12 protein-coding genes are annotated in these 16,868 nt (G+C 38.9%); 5 read left to right on the top strand and 7 right to left on the bottom strand.

What is annotated here, in order from left to right:
• Positions 1–53 precede the first annotated feature (53 nt).
• Positions 54–1,676 (top strand): S8 family peptidase, encoded by a 1,623-nt coding sequence (locus tag QPK98_RS06850; RefSeq protein WP_310992363.1) that lies wholly within the window; start codon positions 54–56, stop codon positions 1,674–1,676.
• Positions 1,676–2,617 (top strand): NAD(P)H-dependent flavin oxidoreductase, encoded by a 942-nt coding sequence (locus tag QPK98_RS06855; protein WP_310992365.1) that lies wholly within the window; start codon positions 1,676–1,678, stop codon positions 2,615–2,617. Before QPK98_RS06850 ends, QPK98_RS06855 begins: the two co-directional genes overlap by 1 nt.
• 131 nt (positions 2,618–2,748) lie before the next feature.
• Here the strand turns inward: QPK98_RS06855 and QPK98_RS06860 are convergent, their stop codons facing one another.
• Together QPK98_RS06860 and QPK98_RS06865 are read right to left on the bottom strand one after the other, a co-directional pair.
• Positions 2,749–6,669 carry a M36 family metallopeptidase gene (locus QPK98_RS06860; protein WP_310992367.1) on the bottom strand — a complete coding sequence of 1,307 codons (3,921 nt, stop codon included), beginning with the start codon at positions 6,667–6,669 and terminating at the stop codon, positions 2,749–2,751.
• Positions 6,670–6,825: 156 nt separating this feature from the next.
• Positions 6,826–7,017 carry a cold-shock protein gene (locus QPK98_RS06865; protein ID WP_310992368.1) on the bottom strand — a complete coding sequence of 64 codons (192 nt, stop codon included), beginning with the start codon at positions 7,015–7,017 and terminating at the stop codon, positions 6,826–6,828.
• Between the two features lie 622 nt (positions 7,018–7,639).
• On the opposite strand from QPK98_RS06865, the gene sucC reads away from it, so the two are divergent.
• Entirely contained in the window at positions 7,640–8,830 is a 1,191-nt protein-coding gene (sucC, locus tag QPK98_RS06870; RefSeq protein WP_310992369.1) for an ADP-forming succinate--CoA ligase subunit beta, read from the top strand.
• A 54-nt stretch (positions 8,831–8,884) separates the two neighbouring features.
• Here the strand turns inward: sucC and QPK98_RS06875 are convergent, their stop codons facing one another.
• Positions 8,885–10,177, bottom strand: a complete 1,293-nt coding sequence (locus tag QPK98_RS06875) for a DUF2254 domain-containing protein (protein WP_310992370.1) — start codon at positions 10,175–10,177, stop codon at positions 8,885–8,887.
• A 129-nt stretch (positions 10,178–10,306) separates the two neighbouring features.
• Between QPK98_RS06875 and QPK98_RS06880 the strand changes: the two genes are divergently transcribed.
• Positions 10,307–10,744 carry an Hsp20/alpha crystallin family protein gene (locus QPK98_RS06880; protein ID WP_310992371.1) on the top strand — a complete coding sequence of 146 codons (438 nt, stop codon included), beginning with the start codon at positions 10,307–10,309 and terminating at the stop codon, positions 10,742–10,744.
• Between the two features lie 73 nt (positions 10,745–10,817).
• On the opposite strand, the gene rluF is transcribed toward QPK98_RS06880, so the two are convergent.
• Positions 10,818–11,669, bottom strand: coding sequence for a 23S rRNA pseudouridine(2604) synthase RluF (rluF, locus tag QPK98_RS06885; protein WP_310992372.1), 852 nt, complete (start codon positions 11,667–11,669; stop codon positions 10,818–10,820).
• 115 nt (positions 11,670–11,784) lie between these two features.
• Here rluF and QPK98_RS06890 point away from each other — a divergent pair, with 115 nt between their 5' ends.
• The gene (locus tag QPK98_RS06890) at positions 11,785–13,314 is read left to right on the top strand and encodes a GH3 family acyl-acid amido synthetase (protein WP_310992373.1); all 1,530 of its coding nucleotides are present in this window, start codon (positions 11,785–11,787) and stop codon (positions 13,312–13,314) included.
• Here QPK98_RS06890 and QPK98_RS06895 read toward each other — a convergent pair.
• The 3 genes from QPK98_RS06895 to QPK98_RS06905 form a co-directional block, all read right to left on the bottom strand.
• Positions 13,311–13,919 (bottom strand): hypothetical protein, encoded by a 609-nt coding sequence (locus QPK98_RS06895; RefSeq protein ID WP_310992374.1) that lies wholly within the window; start codon positions 13,917–13,919, stop codon positions 13,311–13,313. The two genes, QPK98_RS06890 and QPK98_RS06895, sit on opposite strands and share 4 nt — an antisense overlap.
• A gap of 110 nt (positions 13,920–14,029) precedes the next feature.
• On the bottom strand, positions 14,030–16,027 hold the full coding sequence (gene uvrB, locus QPK98_RS06900; protein WP_310992375.1) for an excinuclease ABC subunit UvrB: 1,998 nt from the start codon (positions 16,025–16,027) through the stop codon (positions 14,030–14,032).
• A 259-nt stretch (positions 16,028–16,286) separates the two neighbouring features.
• The gene (locus tag QPK98_RS06905; RefSeq protein WP_310992376.1) at positions 16,287–16,862 is read right to left on the bottom strand and encodes a pentapeptide repeat-containing protein; all 576 of its coding nucleotides are present in this window, start codon (positions 16,860–16,862) and stop codon (positions 16,287–16,289) included.
• Positions 16,863–16,868: the final 6 nt, after the last annotated feature.

Raw genomic sequence — 16,868 nt, forward strand, 5'->3', positions numbered from 1 at the left:
TCAAATCTATTACAGATAAAAAATCGCATTTTACCGTATAAAAAACAAACCAGATGAAAAAATTACTCCTATTCGCTATTATTTTAGCCTCTTCCTTTAGTTATGCCCAAACACAAGATGCTATGGTATTTCTTGAGGATAAAGATCCAACCGTTGTTACTGCTGCTTTGGCAGACCCAATTACTATAATGACTCAAGCGGCAATTGACCGAAAAATGGCACAAGGTATCGCAATAGATGATCGCGATGTTCCGTTAAATGAAACACAAAAAGCAGCTATTTCGGCCTCTACCGGTATATCAGTGCTTGCAAAGTCAAAATGGTTAAATGCGGTCTATGTTCGCGGAAGTGAAACCAATATAAATAACCTAATGGACCTTTCTTTTGTTTCGGAAATTGAATTTGCAAACAAAAATTTAAACCGGCCAGCAAGCATCCAACCTACCCAAGATAAGTTTGAGATTGAAAACCAAGCCAGACCCGATTACAATTATGGTAGTGCCACCAATCAAACCGAAATGATCAACGTAAATTACCTACACGACAACGGGTATGACGGTGAAGATATAATTGTTGCGTTTATGGACAATGGGTACCCAGGAGTGTTAACAAACCCGGCTTATAATGATTTGCGAAACGAAGGCAGACTACTGGGTTATTATGATTTTGTAGATCGCGTAGAAGATCCAGACGGTACTGGGAGTCACGGTGCAGTTACTTTTAGTGATGCCGCCGGATTTCTAGACGGTCAGTTTGTGGGGACGGCTCCAAATGCATCGTATTACCTATACATTACCGAAGATGGCAATGAGGAATCTCCTGCCGAAGAAGCCTACTGGGTTGAAGCCTTAGAACGTGCTGACAGTTTAGGGGTTTATGTAACCAATACTTCTTTAGGCTATCAAGATTTTGACAACTCAGCCTATACTCATGACTATGAAGATCTTGACGGGCAGACAACAATTGCAGCTCGAGGAGCGAATGCTTCTTTTGACAAAGGGATGATTACAGTTACCTCAGCTGGAAATGACGGTCTTGGTTTTGGGTACGTTGGTACACCGGGCGATGCACCGGGTTCATTCACAGTTGGTGCGGTAGATGCCAATGAAGATTATGTATATTTTAGCTCTTATGGCCCCAACTCTGCGGGAGTAATTAAACCAGATGTGATGGCAAAAGGCCTCGACGCCGCCGTTGTAGATCAATATGGTAACGTAACAACCTCCAACGGAACTTCGTTTAGTTCTCCAATTACTGCGGGTGCTGTAGCTGCTTTGTGGAGTGCAGTTCCCAACTTAAAAAATGATGTGGTTATGCAAGCTATTCGCGAATCTGCAGATAGATTCACCAACCCAACAGATTTATTTGGGTATGGAATTCCAGATTTCGGCGAAGCCTTAAACAACCTCCTACTCATTAGTGTAGAAGAGCAGATCCTGGAAGAAAACTTTGCACTTTATCCAAACCCAGTAACAACATCAATCAATATCTCCTTCCCAAAATCGGCAGAGAAAGCAGACTTTGTACTGTATAATATTTTAGGAGAAAAAGTGCTTCAGGCAAATATTAGTACTTTAAAAAATAGCATCGATGTTTCGGGGCTTTCCTCTGGAATGTATATTGCTTCCATTACTTCAAACAATAAAACAACAAGTTATAAAATTATTAAGCAGTAGTGCAAAATCGTATTACCCAACTTTTTAATATAGAACACCCTATAATTCAGGCCGGAATGATTTGGAACAGTGGTTGGCGACTTGCCAGTGCTGCTTCCAATGCTGGCGGATTGGGTTTGTTAGGTGCTGGCTCTATGTATCCTGAAGTACTTCGGGAACATATTATAAAATGCAAAAATGCCACTGATAAACCTTTTGGTGTAAACGTACCAATGCTCTATCCTGATATTGATAAAATCATGGATATCATTATTGAAGAGGGCGTTAAGATTGTTTTTACTTCCGCCGGAAATCCAAAAACCTATACTTCAAAATTAAAGGAAGCTGGTATTACGGTAGTTCACGTAGTAAGCAGTGTGAAGTTTGCTCTTAAAGCACAAGCTGCAGGCGTTGATGCTGTTGTTGCAGAAGGCTTTGAAGCAGGTGGCCACAACGGGCGTGAAGAAACCACTACTTTCACGTTAATCCCTATGGTAAAAGAGCAACTGGAAATTCCATTGATTGCTGCCGGAGGAATCGCTACTGGCCGTGGAATGTTGGCAGCAATGGTTTTAGGCGCAGATGCCGTGCAAGTGGGAAGTCGTTTTGTAGCATCAGATGAGGCCTCATCGCACCGAGCTTTCAAAAAAATGGTTGTGGATTCTAAGGAAGGCGACACGCAGCTTACCCTAAAAGAATTGGCACCAGTACGTATGTTAAAAAATAAATTCTTTGAAAGTGTAATACAACTTTACACTACAAATCCCACAAAAGAAGATTTACAAAATCATTTGGGGCGAGCTCGAGCAAAACGAGGCATGTTTGAAGGCGACTTAGAAGAAGGCGAACTAGAAATAGGGCAAATTGCTGGGCTTATTCACGATATTAAACCAGCAGGCGAGATTCTAAAGGAAATTATTCAAGAGTTTGAAAGCGCAAAAAAAGAAATAGCCAATTTATAAAGCTGTTTTATAAAGTAGTATTTTCTAATTCTAAAAGTAATACTGTTTAAATCTTTTACATTTTAATAGCTAATAAAAAAGCCCCTCCATTTTCATCTGGAAGGGCTTTTCTTATTAATTGAGACCTATGCTTATTCTTTAATAAGCTTTTTGGTTAGCTGACCATCTTTTCCTTGAATTAATACAAAGTAGATAGAAGAAGCCAATTTAGATACGTCAATGGATTTTTCCATTCCCATATTACGCATATCAACAGTTTTTATGAGTCTTCCTCTTAAGTCAAAAATACTCAGGTTATTAAGCGAAAGATGCTGCGGATTCGTGATCATCACTTTGTCTTTAGCTGGGTTTGGAAACATTTTAATACTTCCAATGTCTGCGTTATCCCCTACTCCTGCAGTGGTATCTACCGTAAGCTCAAAACTACAGGTAGCTGAATTTCCAGATTCATCTTCTGCTGTTAATGTAACGGTATAAGTTCCATCTGTAAGCGAAGTACCCGGAGCAGGATCTTGGGTTGTTGTAGTAATTGGATCAGTACAGTTATCTGTGGCAGATGCCTCTCCTGTTCCAAAGTAATCTGGAACAATGTATGAATTACCAGCGCCTGGATCCTGACTCTGATCTGAAGGACACGTAATCTCCGGCAAAACAGCATCTTCTACTGTAACCACAGCTACACAAGTACTTGAATTTCCATTTTCATCTACAACAGTTAAGGTAACATTGTTTGCCCCAATATCTGCACAGGTAAAGGAAGTTGTATCGATACTCATAGAGTCAATTCCACAATTATCGCTACTTCCATTTTCTACATCTGCTGCAGTGATAGAAGCATTTCCTGAAGCGTCTAGTTGGATGGTTAAATCTTGGCAAACAGCAACTGGTAGTTCTGTATCATTCACAGTAACATCAAATGAACAAGTTTGTACAGGGTTTACACCGTCGTCATATTCAAAAGTGTTTGTGGTAGTTCCTATTGGGAATACACTGCCACTATCTAATCCTGCGGTTTGGGTCAAAGTTCCGCCACTACAGCCTACTGGAGAATCTACGGTAAATGACACTTCTGCTCCACATACTCCCGGATCATTATCTTGGGTAATATCATCAGGACATTCTAGTGTACCTCCAGTGCCGTTGCCAATTACATTAACAATAGCGGAACACAAAGCGGAAGCACCTGCATCATTTGTAGCTTGAACAGCAACAGTATTGCTACCAACATCGGCACAAGTAAAACTCACAGTTGTATCTAACGGACTTCCAGCCAATACGGTATAGTCTCCACAATCAACTGAACCACTATAAAGTAGATCTTCAGCATTAACTGTAGCGTTTCCGTTGCTATCTAGAACAACATCTAATACTGGCGCAGTTATTTCATAGTCATAATCTATACCCCAGCCGTTTAAGCTTCCTGAATCTCCGCCGGCATTATCAACAACTTTCAGCTCCCAAGTTCCTGCTGTGTTTTCGCCATCAAATACTGAAAGTGGGTTATTAGGAATAAAGGAACCGTCAATTGTAGGTTCTGAACTACCACATTCATCCTCCACCGGTGTAGCGGCTTCATCATCTAATGTAGCATCTATATCATTTCCTGAGCAACCAAACCCAAATGTAACTCGTCCAGGCCTATCAATTATTGTAGCGGTTGTTCCGCTGGGGGATTTTATAGTAACTGAAATATCCCCAACCCAAGTATGCGCTATATCAACATTTACATCTAGATCAGTAATAGATACATTTTCTGTTACATCCATTGTTACTGTAAGACCCGATGAATTTCCATCAGGAATAGAACCTCCATCAGTACTTGACTCTGATCCGTTCATTGCAAGAACACCCGAACCTACACATATAATTTCCGGTGGATTGTTGGTTACGTTAATATCATCTGTTAAGGTAGCTGGTGCTCCAGTACAGAAATCGTTTACCTCATAAGTAACGGTCACTAAACCTTCGCCTCCGACGCTTGGATCAAAAGTGAAAGTAGAACCATTGCCATCATCGGTTACACCCGGACCGCTATAAACACCACCTGCAGGATTTCCTCCTGAAAGTCCTGTTTGAACGCCACCAGCAAGACATACCTCATCAACAACATCTAAGCTTGAAAAAGATGGTGGTAAGTCAAAAGCTTCCGTACCATCACTTTTACTTCCTGAAGATCCTTGACTGGCACTATAACCTAAGCCTCTTCTTGCAAATGCTTCCCAAATGGCGCAAACATGTGCACCTCCATACAAAGCTTGGTCTGCTGCTAAAATAGCATCACGACCATCTATAAAACCAGGACTACAAGGCTGTAACTTTAAGCCTTCTGTAACTAGAGCCAAGGCTACATTATTACCACCTGTTCCGTTGTAAATATCTGAATCATAAGGCTCTGTTGCCATTATTTCCCAAGTCATTTCCCACAACATAGTTGCCCAAATTTCTCCAACACCATGCGGAGCAATAGCCGATTTAATGCCATCGTAAGTATGTGGGTTAATTCCAAAGTCGGTACTATACGGATGAACTCGAATTCCCGGACCGCCAGGGCCTTCTCCTATAAGCCACGTTCCAACTCCTCTATAATCTGAGCCAGTATCTCCTGGCTCCATAGTTAGCATTAAGCCATAAAAATCACTCCAACCTTCACCCATTTGTTCTTGGTTTTGTAGGCAGAATGTAGAGGATGGACCACCTGTTAAACGGTTGGAAATACCATGACCGTATTCGTGAATTATAACACTATTGTCCAAATCGCCGTCCCGGCTGTCGCAAACATACATTTGCATTCTTGGCCTAGAACCATCGGCAGGAGTTCCAAAGTTAGCGTTACAAGTTCCAGATCCATCTTGAGCTTCAGCATTTACCGGGTCATTTCCTGCACCACCTTTTCCGTAGTTATTGTATTGAAAGTTTCCGCTAGCCTCATCAAAACCGTATTGATAGGTTACATCGTGAATAATATTGGTCCAATAAAAAAGATTTGTAACTGCGGCATCCTCAGATTGGTCGCCGTAGCTGTAATTCAAGTTTAACGGAAAATCAAAAACTAAGTTTCCTCCTGGGCTAAATGCAAACTTTCCATCTGGATTGTCATTTGCGTTGTCATCGTCATACGCATCAGTGTTATTACCACGCGTATTGGTGTACTCGGCACCGTCCATTCCATTGGTGTCATGCCATCCGTAAGGAGAGGCATTCAAATTTTCAGGACTTGTTACTAAGGTTCTGGTACCGTAATTCGGATTTTCAACCGGCATAGCGAACACCCTGTATTTTGCCACTGGTGGAGCTGTTAATGAACCACTGGCTAAACCATAATTTATGGGCTTTGGCATAGGCCCAATAAAAGGTGCTGGCTCTGAGGTATTAGAATGAAAATGATCGTTATGATCGTCCATAATGTTACAGGAAACCGTCCAATTGATTTTATCGATTATTTGCCCTGTTGCTGCATTTACGCGAAAGTTCCACCAATCTGAAGAATTAACCTCTGCAATTGAAAGTTCCCAAATCAGTTCCGTTCCAACACCTTCTTGGTAGTAATACATTAATTTAACAGGAATGTTTTCTGAAGAAATGTTGGCTTTATTAAAAAGTACACTTTTACTTTTACCGCCATGGTTTTCCTTTTCCTGTAGATTAGAGACAGAATAGCCCATTTGGTTGGCTACGGAAGTTATTGCTTGCCGCGCAGAAATTCCTTGGGCGCTACTTTTTAAAGTGGTTTTTATATCGGCAAGAAACTTATTATGCTCTGCCAAAACAGCACCTGAATTATCAAAGTGAATACTAGACTCGGTTCCAAGAACGCCTAGTCCATTAATAGCTTGTCTTAAATAAATATTCCGAACGCCGCTAATTGTGCTTACGTTTTCATCGGTAACTACATACGCATCATTTTTTTGCGCTAAAAGTTCTTGAAGGGAAACTGAGGAAGGCTTGGTAGCCAAGCGTTTCTTTTCCTTTTCTTTTTCGGGATTAATATTTTGCGAAGACACATGAAATGTCATAAAACAAAATATCAAAAAGAATAAAGTATTGTTTTTCATATAGATTAGATTTTATTAGTTGCATAAATTTAACCTATTATCGTGTCATTCTTCAATTTGCGATCAATTATTTTTAAAGATTGTTAAGTTTAACAAGTATATTCCATAAAAAAAGCCTCCCGTTTGGGAGGCTTTTGCTTAAAAAAATTGTGTGTATTAAAGTACTTTTACGTTAACCGCGTTCAATCCTTTTTTACCTTCTTGAAGATCAAATTCTACTTCATCACCTTCACGAATTTCATCGATAAGACCTGAGATGTGTACAAAATGTTCTTTGTTGGTTCCTTCTTCAGTGATAAAACCAAAACCTTTGGTGTCGTTGAAGAATTTTACTGTTCCTTTGTTCATTGTATTTAAATAAAATAATTAATATAAGTGGCAAAGATATTATAAATTTCAACACTAAGCCTATTTATACTGCTTTAATTTTAAAAATTAAAGAGTTAGGTGTCAATCCTGCCCTAAAATATTAACCTATTCATTTTTTTTACTCACTCTTTTAAATAATAAAATTGGAGTTCGTGAATCTTTGATTTCATTGATAAAAAGGCCCTTCGTCTCCGTTCAGGATAAACCCAGCCAAAAAATCCCGTACAGCTGTGGGCACTAGGCTTGCGAAATCCTCTCTTTTCAACGCTTCATTTATTAATTGAGCATTGCAGGAAATTAGCGAGACCTTCAACTTTATAAACATACACATTTTGAACCTAATAAGTTTTTCATTTACCTCATTACAGTACATCTTTTTGCCTTGCCACAATTTTCAGATAGAAATAATTGGCCTGTATTTCTTATCATCAAGAACACTTCAATTTACATTCTCAAGAAAACCGTTTCTTGTATTCCTGTTTCATTTTAAAAAAGTGAATGGAATGCCTTAAAAAACATTAGCGCATTCTTGTAACATTTGTTATTTTTGCAATCCATAAACAAGCCTGCCTGCCAAACAGGAAGGTTCAAAACCGCTACTATGAATTTACACGAATATCAAGGAAAAGAAATTTTAAACAGTTTTGGCGTTGAAATCCAGCGCGGAATCGTGGCCACCACTCCAAAAGAGGCAGTGGAAGCCGCTAAAAAACTTACCGAAGAAACCGGAACGAGCTGGCACGTGATTAAAGCCCAAGTTCATGCTGGAGGCCGTGGAAAAGGCGGTGGAGTAAAGCTTGCAAAAAACATTCAGGAAGTTGAGGATATTGCCGGAAACATTATAGGAATGGATCTTGTTACGCCACAAACCTCTGCTGAAGGTAAAAGAGTAAACCAAGTACTTGTTGCCGAAGATGTTTATTACCCAGGTGATAACGAACCCGAAGAATACTATATGAGCGTACTTTTAAACCGCTCAAACGGAAGAAACATGATTATGTACTCTACCGAAGGGGGAATGGATATTGAAACCGTTGCCGAAGAAACACCACATTTAATATTTACTGAAGAAGTTGACCCTGCAGTAGGCCTTTTGGGCTTTCAAGCAAGAAGAGTAGCTTTTAACCTAGGCTTAAGTGGAAAAGCTTTTAAGCAAATGACAAAATTTGTTACCGCTCTTTACACCGCTTACAGTGAATCTGATTCTTCTCTTTTTGAAATTAATCCAGTTTTAAAAACTAGTGATGACAAAATAATCGCTGTTGATGCAAAAGTAAGCCTTGACGATAATGCACTTTACCGCCATAAGGATTACATGGAAATGCGCGATAAGCGAGAAGAAAACCCTGTAGAAGTTGAAGCAATGGAAAAAGGCCTTAACTATGTAGATCTAGACGGAAACGTTGGATGTATGGTTAATGGCGCCGGACTTGCAATGGCAACAATGGACCTTATTAAACAAGCAGGTGGTGAACCCGCAAACTTCCTTGACGTGGGTGGAACCGCAGATGCCGAACGTGTTGAGGCAGCTTTCCAATTAATTTTAAAAGACCCTAATGTAAAGGCAATCTTAGTAAACATTTTTGGAGGTATTGTACGTTGCGACCGCGTAGCCCAAGGTATTATTGATGCCTATAAAAACATGGGGAACATTGAGGTGCCAATCATTGTTCGCTTGCAAGGAACCAATGCAGATATTGCAAAGGAATTGATAGACAGTAGCGGACTTGACGTACAGAGTGCTATTGAGTTCCAAGAAGCTGCAGATAAAGTTAAGGAAGTACTTTCTTAATCACATAAATAAGATTTTTAAAAGCCTTTCAAATTCATTTTTGAAGGGCTTTTTTTATTGCTCATTTTCTGTTTCGGTCAAGCTTTTGAGCTTCTCTCCATCTTTATCAGAGTCAAAATCCATATTATCAACCAAAACATGCAATTCGTTATTGATTGTCGTTTTGTAAGAATCATCAACTGCATTTTGGTGTTTTAAATAGGTAAGCATCCCTATAAGTTTTTGCATAACAATAGGATCGTGTTTGCAATAGGTGCGCAAGGATGCCATCACGTTATAGGCCAGTTCCTGAAACTTAATAATTGCTACTTTTACATAGGTCTTCCCCTTCTTGGTAATAATTCCTGTGTCGTTTTTTTGCATTCTTAAGGCGAAGAGTTCGGTTAAGTAATCTATTGCGTTAATTGCAGTACCCGGATCATTTATTCCCGGAGACATTGCTTTTACAGCAATTTCGGTAATTTGCTTAAATGCCAAGGTGTAATTATCGCGAATATACTCCCCACGAGCAAAGTTGATGTTTGAAAATATTTCATTTACAACTTTTTCATCTAGCGGTTTATCAGCTTTTAGCATGGTGTTATTTTTTAAAACAAACAAACCTTTAGCAACGCTTATATAAACGCGAACATCATTCTTTTCACAAACATCGGTTATATTAGTGATAGAAAGATTTTGAAAATATCCCGTTTTAGTCGACGAGTACTCGTGCCAATCTGAAGTTTCTGGAAAGTATGGAACCGGCATCGCGGTGTCTTTATTCTCGGCCTTAATAACTTCATTTAATCGCGTGATAGCCGAATCATAAATTCCGTCCATAATATTATTTATCTGAATGCTCTGGGAGATATTATGGATAAAGAATATAAAAGCCGAAAGACACACAATTGTAAGGGCAACACCCAAAAGAATTGAAAAACCAGGTAATGTGTATTTCTCCTCACTGGAATCTACCGAAAATAGCGTAAAAATATTGTAAACAATTGTCCCTAAAAAAACACCTAAAATAATTTGATGCCGCTTATTAGAAATTAAACCCGGCAGCAAGCGCGGCGAAAAATTACTAGAAGCCTGACTCAACAACAACATTACCATAGAAAAACTAAAAACCATCATAGAAATAAGCCCACCTATACATGTACTCAGCACGTTTAAAGCCGTATCACCATCCTCTATCATCAACATCGGGAACACTTTTAATATACTTCTAGACACCCCTTGCTTTTCTAAAAATATCATTCCAAGAGCAAGGAAGAATCCTCCCGTGGCAATCAAACTAGGGTAAAATGCGATTTTACTTGTAATGGTTCGGAAAAATGTTGCAATGCGGATCAAAAAATGCTTCATAAGAACTATATATACGTCAAAAAGACAGTCTTTAAAAGAAAACACAGTCAAATTGTCTTGTTTTAGGCAATGGAATTGTTATTGCCTTTGAAGAAATGAAATTAATAAAAAATAAAACAATATATAGTTATGAAAACAGTTAATAAAAATAGTGTTTGGTTACCCGAACTTTTAGAAAACCTATTTTCTGAAAACCGATTAGATGCATTAAACAATTATGAAACATTTAGCATCCCAGCGGTAAATATCATTGAAAATTTGCCGAATTTTGTGCTTGAATTGGCAGTGCCAGGATTAAAAAAAGAAGACTTCTCTATTGAAGTTGAGGAAGATACGCTTACAATCGCTTCAAAAGAAGTAGAAAAAGATGAAACAGACACAGCGAACGAAAAAACTCAATTTCTAAAAAGGGAATTTAATTATAAGAGCTTTGAACGCAGCTTCAATCTTCCTGAGAATATTAATTCAGAAGACATTCAAGCTAGTTACAACGAAGGAGTCCTTCGGATTACGCTTCCAAAAATGGAAGAAAAGAAAGCTTTAAAGAGAATGGTTGAGATTTCATAATTGAAATTTAATTTGGTTAGTTAGTTGAAAATAACCGCGTGCTACTCAATCGGTGCGCGGTTTTTTCATGCCATTAACTCGGGCCTCTTCTTCGGCGCCCTCCTGTACTTTTTTGTTGCCTTTTCTGCTTTCGTTCTGCTCGTCTTTTAACTTCTGGCTTAACTTCTTTAACTTTTTGGCGGTTCTTTTCAGGATAAGCCTTTGGTTGGCCATCACTGTCCTTGACCGAATCTTTTAATGTTTTTAACTCTTCAGCAGTAAGATCGCGCCACTTTCCTAAAGGCAAATCTCCTAACTCCAAATTCATTATTCTAATTCGCTGTAGTGCTACCACTTCGTATCCCAGATATTCACACATTCTACGAATTTGTCTATTTAAACCCTGAACCAAAAATATTCTGAATTCAAAACGGCTTATTCGCTCCACTTTGCATCGCTTGGTAACAGTATCTAAAATTGGAATCCCAGACCCCATTCGTTTTATAAATTCATCGGTAACGTGCCTATCCACTTTTACAACATACTCTTTTTCATGTGCGTTTCCGGCACGAAGAATTTTGTTGACTATATCGCCATCATTTGTTAGTAAAAGCAAGCCATCACTGGGTTTATCCAACCTTCCTACGGGAAAAATACGTTCTGAGTGGCCAACAAAATCTACTACGTTATCATCAAAACGGGTATCGGTAGTACAGGTAATGCCAACTGGTTTATTCAGCATTATATAAACCAGGTTGTCATTTTCCTCAATAAGTTTTCCATCCACACGCACCTCATCATTGGGCATCACCCTATCGCCAAGCGTACTTAGCTTTCCATTTATGGTAACACGTCCTTTTTCAATGATAGTATCGGCTTCGCGGCGGGAGCAGAACCCACTGTCGCTAATCGCTTTATTTATTCTAACGGAATCTGGATGGTGCATAATCTTTTTTTGTAAAGATACTGTTACGCCTTTGAAATCAAAAAGGTTAAAATTGATTTAAACATACTTTCTGTAAATATCAAAAATCGTAGTTTCATAAAAATTTTAAGAATACATGGCTATACTGGGCTCAATTATTAAAACCGCTATCGACCTTCGCGGCGCTATCGTATCAGAGGAATCTCCCGTAGAATCCCAAAAAAATGTGTTGAAAAATCTATTAGAGAAGGCAAAAGACACGGCATTTGGTAAATATTACGGTTTTGAAAAAATTTTAAAAAGCAAGGATATTAAAAAAACCTTTGCCGAACAACTTCCGTATTTTGACTATCATGAAATGGAAGCCGAATGGTGGAAAAAAACACAGGAAGGCCTTGAAGACATTGCTTGGCCCGGTTGCCCTACCTATTTTGCACGTAGTAGCGGCACTACTGGTAAAAGCTCAAAAAGAATACCGGTTACCAAAGAAATGATTGAGGCTATTCGCACCACAGGAATTAAACAAGTGGGCGCTCTTGCCAATTTTGATGTGCCGTCAGATTTTTTTGAAAAGGAAATCATGATGCTCGGCAGCAGTACAAACCTAGAGGAACAAGATCAGTTTTTAGAAGGCGAAATAAGTGGGATAAGTGCGAGCAACATTCCCTTTTGGTTTCGCGGTTTTTATAAACCAGGCCAAGAAATTGCCCTAATGGAAGATTGGGACGAAAAAGTAGATAACATTGCAAAACGCGCGCTAGAATGGGATATTGGCGCTTTAAGCGGAATTCCGTCTTGGATGGAGCTCATGCTTAAAAAAGTAATTGAGCACCACAAGGTCAAGAACATCCATGACGTTTGGCCAAACTTACAGGTTTTCACCACTGGCGGAGTAGCCTTTCAACCGTATGAAAAAAGCTTTAACCAACTTCTTGCCCACCCCATTACTATAATTGACACCTATTTGGCTTCGGAAGGGTTTTTGGCATTTCAAAATAGACCCGAGACCACCGCCATGAAATTGGTTACAGACAACGGTATTTATTTTGAATTTGTACCGTTTAAACCTGAATATATCAATGAAGACGGATCACTATCACAGGAAGCTCCTGCCCTAAGCCTTGATGAAATAGAAGCAGATACAGAGTATGTACTACTAATTAGTACCGTATCTGGAGCCTGGCGCTATTTAATTGGCGATACCATTGCCTTTACTGATGTAGAAAGGGCCGAAATTAAAATTACGGGGCGTACCAAGTTCTTTTTAAACGTTGTTGGTTCGCAGCTTTCGGTGAATAAAATGGAAGTTGCCTTACGCGAAATGGAGAAGAAATTTGATATAAAAATTCCAGAATTTACACTCGCAGCAGTAAAAATAGATGACGAATTTTACCATCATTGGTATTTAGGATCTGATACTCAAATGAATTCTGAAAAAATTGCAGATGCTTTGGATGAAGCCCTAAAGGAAGCAAATAAAAATTATGCTGTGGCACGTTCAAAAGCGCTGAAAGGTGTAAGAGTTACAACTATAAACCCAGATATATTTCACGATTGGAACGCGAAAAATAAAAAGAAAGGCGGACAGGTTAAGATGGAAAAGGTTATGACTGAAGAGAAATTCACCGAGTGGGAAGAGTTTGTAAGGTCGCAACAAAATGCCTAACGCTCATTATCGTTGCCTACAATTTCCGGTTCCTTGTGTACTTTATTTTTGTTAATAAGCTCCATTACTTCCTCTGGCGAAATGTAGAGTTTACGGATTCGCTCCTTGTATTTTTCGGAAAGATTAGCGTTATCCAAAATAAAGTTTTTGGTCTTTAAAATATAATCTCCCATGCCGTGAGCAATGGCATAGGTATCGGCCGCGCGCTCCACTTCCTTGATATGGGCAGAAGAAAAAAGATACTTTATACCATAAATAAGCATCCCCATATTGGTTCTATGACTGTAATCTATTACATGGCCTAATTCATGGCCAATCCAACCAACCTTTACGTCTGAAGGAATATCATCCATAGTAAATCGTTCGCCCTCAATTTGGATCTTTCTACTTATTAAAATTACATACTCCCGGTTTTCCTTGCGTTTAAAGAAACTTGCAAAACGTGGTTGTGCCTGCATGGTTGATTTTTTAATATTATCCTTAAACTTAAACTCAATTTCAGTTTCGGCCAGTTCGGGGTAATATGATAGGGCATCTAAGGTTTCTGCCTTTATACTTTCTGGGATTATTTTGTTCTTAAAATCATAGTTCTGTGCTGTAGCCATAGAAAACGTAAGATATAAAATAGGAGTTATGAAAGTCGTTAACGACATTATAAAATTCAGATTTCTTGTTTCTTGTTTCTTGTTTCTTGTTTCCTAAAAACAAATAATTATCAAACCGTTTCCAATTGCTTCTGATACGATTTTATCTTGTCCCTTAGCTTGGCAGCCATCATAAAGTCAAGTTCTTTAGCCGCTTTCTCCATCGCTTTTCGGGTATCGCGAATTTTCTTTTCAATCTGCGGTTTGGTAAGATATTCTACTTCAGATTCCGCAGCCAGACTTTCCGCAGTTTCAAAAGTATAGGCAGCCTGTTTTGATTTCGTCAATGAGTTTTCAAATGATTTCTTAATAGCTGTTGGTGTAATACCATGCTTTTCATTGTACGCAATCTGTTTTTGTCTGCGGTATTCGGTTCCATCAATGGTTGCCTGCATACTCTTTGTAATTTTATCGGCATACATTATTGCTTTCCCATTGAGGTTTCTTGCCGCCCGCCCCACAGTTTGGGTCAACGAACGATTACTTCTTAAAAATCCTTCTTTGTCGGCATCAAGAATGGCAACCAAGGAAACTTCGGGCAAATCTAAACCTTCTCGCAATAAGTTTACGCCCACCAACACATCAAAAAGCCCCAACCGCAGATCTTGCATAATTTCTACACGCTCTAAGGTGTCAACATCACTGTGTATGTAGCGCGTACGGATCTGCACACGTATAAGGTACTTTGTTAGTTCCTCAGCCATTCTCTTGGTCAGGGTAGTCACTAAAACTCGTTCGTCTTTTTCAATTCGAAGTTGAATTTCCTCCAACAAATCGTCTATTTGATTTAAACTGGGGCGTACCTCAATTGGTGGATCCAGCAAACCAGTAGGACGAATAATCTGTTCTACATAAACGCCACCACTCTTTTCCAGTTCATAATCGGCAGGAGTCGCACTAACATAAACCACTTGGTTCTGTAAGGCTTCAAATTCTTCAAACTTTAAGGGACGGTTATCCATTGCGGCCGGTAAACGGAAGCCGTATTCTACCAAGTTTTCCTTTCTGGAACGGTCGCCGCCATACATGGCACTAACCTGCGGAATAGAGACATGACTTTCATCTACCACCATTAAATAGTCCTTCGGAAAATAATCTAAAAGGCAGAAGGGCCGTGTTCCTGGAAGACGTTGATCCAGATAGCGCGAATAGTTTTCAATCCCGCTACAGTAACCGAGTTCACGGATCATTTCAAGATCAAAGTTAGTACGTTCCTCCAAACGTTTTGCCTCCAAATGCTTCCCTATTTCCTTAAAATAGTCCAACTGCAATACCAAATCGTCCTGAATATTCTTGATAGCACCTTGCAGAACATCTGGCGAGGTTACAAACATATTTGCTGGATAAATATTTAACCGGTCATATTTATCTATAATATCGTTATTTTTAGGATCAAAAACTTCGATTTCTTCAATTTCATCTCCAAAAAAGTGAATTCTAAATGCATTATCGGCATACCCTGGAAAAACATCAACAGTATCTCCTTTTATGCGAAAGTTACCATGATTAAACTCTGCTTCGGTTCGGGAGTAAAGACTTTGCACCAAGCGATGCAGCAGTTTTGTACGCGAAATAACTTGATCCTTTTCTAAACTAATTACGTTTTTTTGAAACTCCACTGGGTTTCCGATACCGTACAAACACGAAACCGATGAAACCACAAGAACGTCCCTCCTACCAGAAAGCAAGGCAGAAGTTGTACTCAATCGCATTTTTTCAATTTCTTCATTTATTGAAAGATCTTTTTCAATATACGTGCCGCTGCTGGGTATAAATGCTTCGGGCTGATAATAGTCGTAATAAGATACAAAATACTCCACGGCATTTTCCGGAAATAAATTTTTAAACTCAGTATAGAGCTGAGCGGCAAGGGTTTTGTTGTGCGCCAAAACTATGGTTGGCTTCTGAACTTTATCCACAACATTTGCCATAGTAAAAGTTTTTCCAGAACCCGTTACCCCCAAAAGGGTTTGATGTTTTTCTTCGGAATTCAGACCATCCACAAGGGCTTTTATCGCTTGGGGTTGATCTCCGGTAGGTTTAAATTCTGAGGCTATTTTAAAGTTCATGTTTTCTTTTTCAATGCGTTGCAAAAATAACGAAAATAGACGTGAGATTTGAGATGTGAGCGGTGAGATGTTTAGCTTGCGCCGAAACCCTCGATTTTTTGCCTTGCAGGCTACAAATAGAAATGTGTCTTCGCAATTTAGATTTATACACGAATTATAAATTATTATCCCCGTAACTATAATTAGTTTTTATATGAATCATAGCCGCTATTTCGATAGAATCATTAAGAATCATTAAAACACTATTGTTGTTGTAGTCCTAATTTTCAATCCTGATTTCATATTTATCTAAAAGTCCAATGACTTCCGGCATCGAAAACCTTGCTCCTTTCACTTGGTTTTCTTCGGGGTCTATGGCGTAGTTGGTTGCATTTCGGAAATCTGCCATTTCCAGGTTGGTGTTATGGAAGGTGGCATCTTGTAAATTAGAGTTTGTAAACCTTGACTTTTTTAAATCGGCTTCACTAAAATCTACGCCTTTCAATTGCGAATTTTGAAAAAACGTTCTGTTCAGTTTCATTTTAAAGAAAACGGAATGATCTAATTGGCAAGTATCAAAAACTGCAGCAAAACCAAACGGATTGCAGGCATCGAACTGCAAACCCAGCATTTTGCAATTTTTAAACTGTACGGCTTGAAAAGAAGTTTTAGCCAACGTAGCATTGCTGAAATTACAGTCAAAAAACTCACATTCCAAAAACCGGATTTCAGCAAGAACAGCATCTGAGAAATTGCAATTGGAAAAGGTGCAAAACTCATATTCGGCAATTTCTAGCGGAGTTTCAGAAAAGTTAAGGGCCGTAAATTCTTGTTCGTCTATATAATTAAAATCCATTATTAA

Source organism: Aequorivita marina (assembly GCF_031631895.2).
GTDB lineage: Bacteria > Bacteroidota > Bacteroidia > Flavobacteriales > Flavobacteriaceae > Aequorivita > Aequorivita marina.

Bases quoted from the DNA above. Each gene is read 5' to 3' on its own strand.
- QPK98_RS06850 (WP_310992363.1), top strand. From the start codon at position 54: ATGAAAAAATTACTCCTATTCGCTATTATTTTAGCCTCTTCCTTTAGT.
- QPK98_RS06860 (WP_310992367.1), bottom strand. From the start codon at position 6,669: ATGAAAAACAATACTTTATTCTTTTTGATATTTTGTTTTATGACATTT.
- QPK98_RS06865 (WP_310992368.1), bottom strand. From the start codon at position 7,017: ATGAACAAAGGAACAGTAAAATTCTTCAACGACACCAAAGGTTTTGGT.
- sucC (WP_310992369.1), top strand. From the start codon at position 7,640: ATGAATTTACACGAATATCAAGGAAAAGAAATTTTAAACAGTTTTGGC.
- QPK98_RS06875 (WP_310992370.1), bottom strand. From the start codon at position 10,177: ATGAAGCATTTTTTGATCCGCATTGCAACATTTTTCCGAACCATTACA.
- QPK98_RS06880 (WP_310992371.1), top strand. From the start codon at position 10,307: ATGAAAACAGTTAATAAAAATAGTGTTTGGTTACCCGAACTTTTAGAA.
- rluF (WP_310992372.1), bottom strand. From the start codon at position 11,669: ATGCACCATCCAGATTCCGTTAGAATAAATAAAGCGATTAGCGACAGT.
- QPK98_RS06890 (WP_310992373.1), top strand. From the start codon at position 11,785: ATGGCTATACTGGGCTCAATTATTAAAACCGCTATCGACCTTCGCGGC.
- QPK98_RS06895 (WP_310992374.1), bottom strand. From the start codon at position 13,919: ATGGCTACAGCACAGAACTATGATTTTAAGAACAAAATAATCCCAGAA.
- uvrB (WP_310992375.1), bottom strand. From the start codon at position 16,027: ATGAACTTTAAAATAGCCTCAGAATTTAAACCTACCGGAGATCAACCC.
- QPK98_RS06905 (WP_310992376.1), bottom strand. From the start codon at position 16,862: ATGGATTTTAATTATATAGACGAACAAGAATTTACGGCCCTTAACTTT.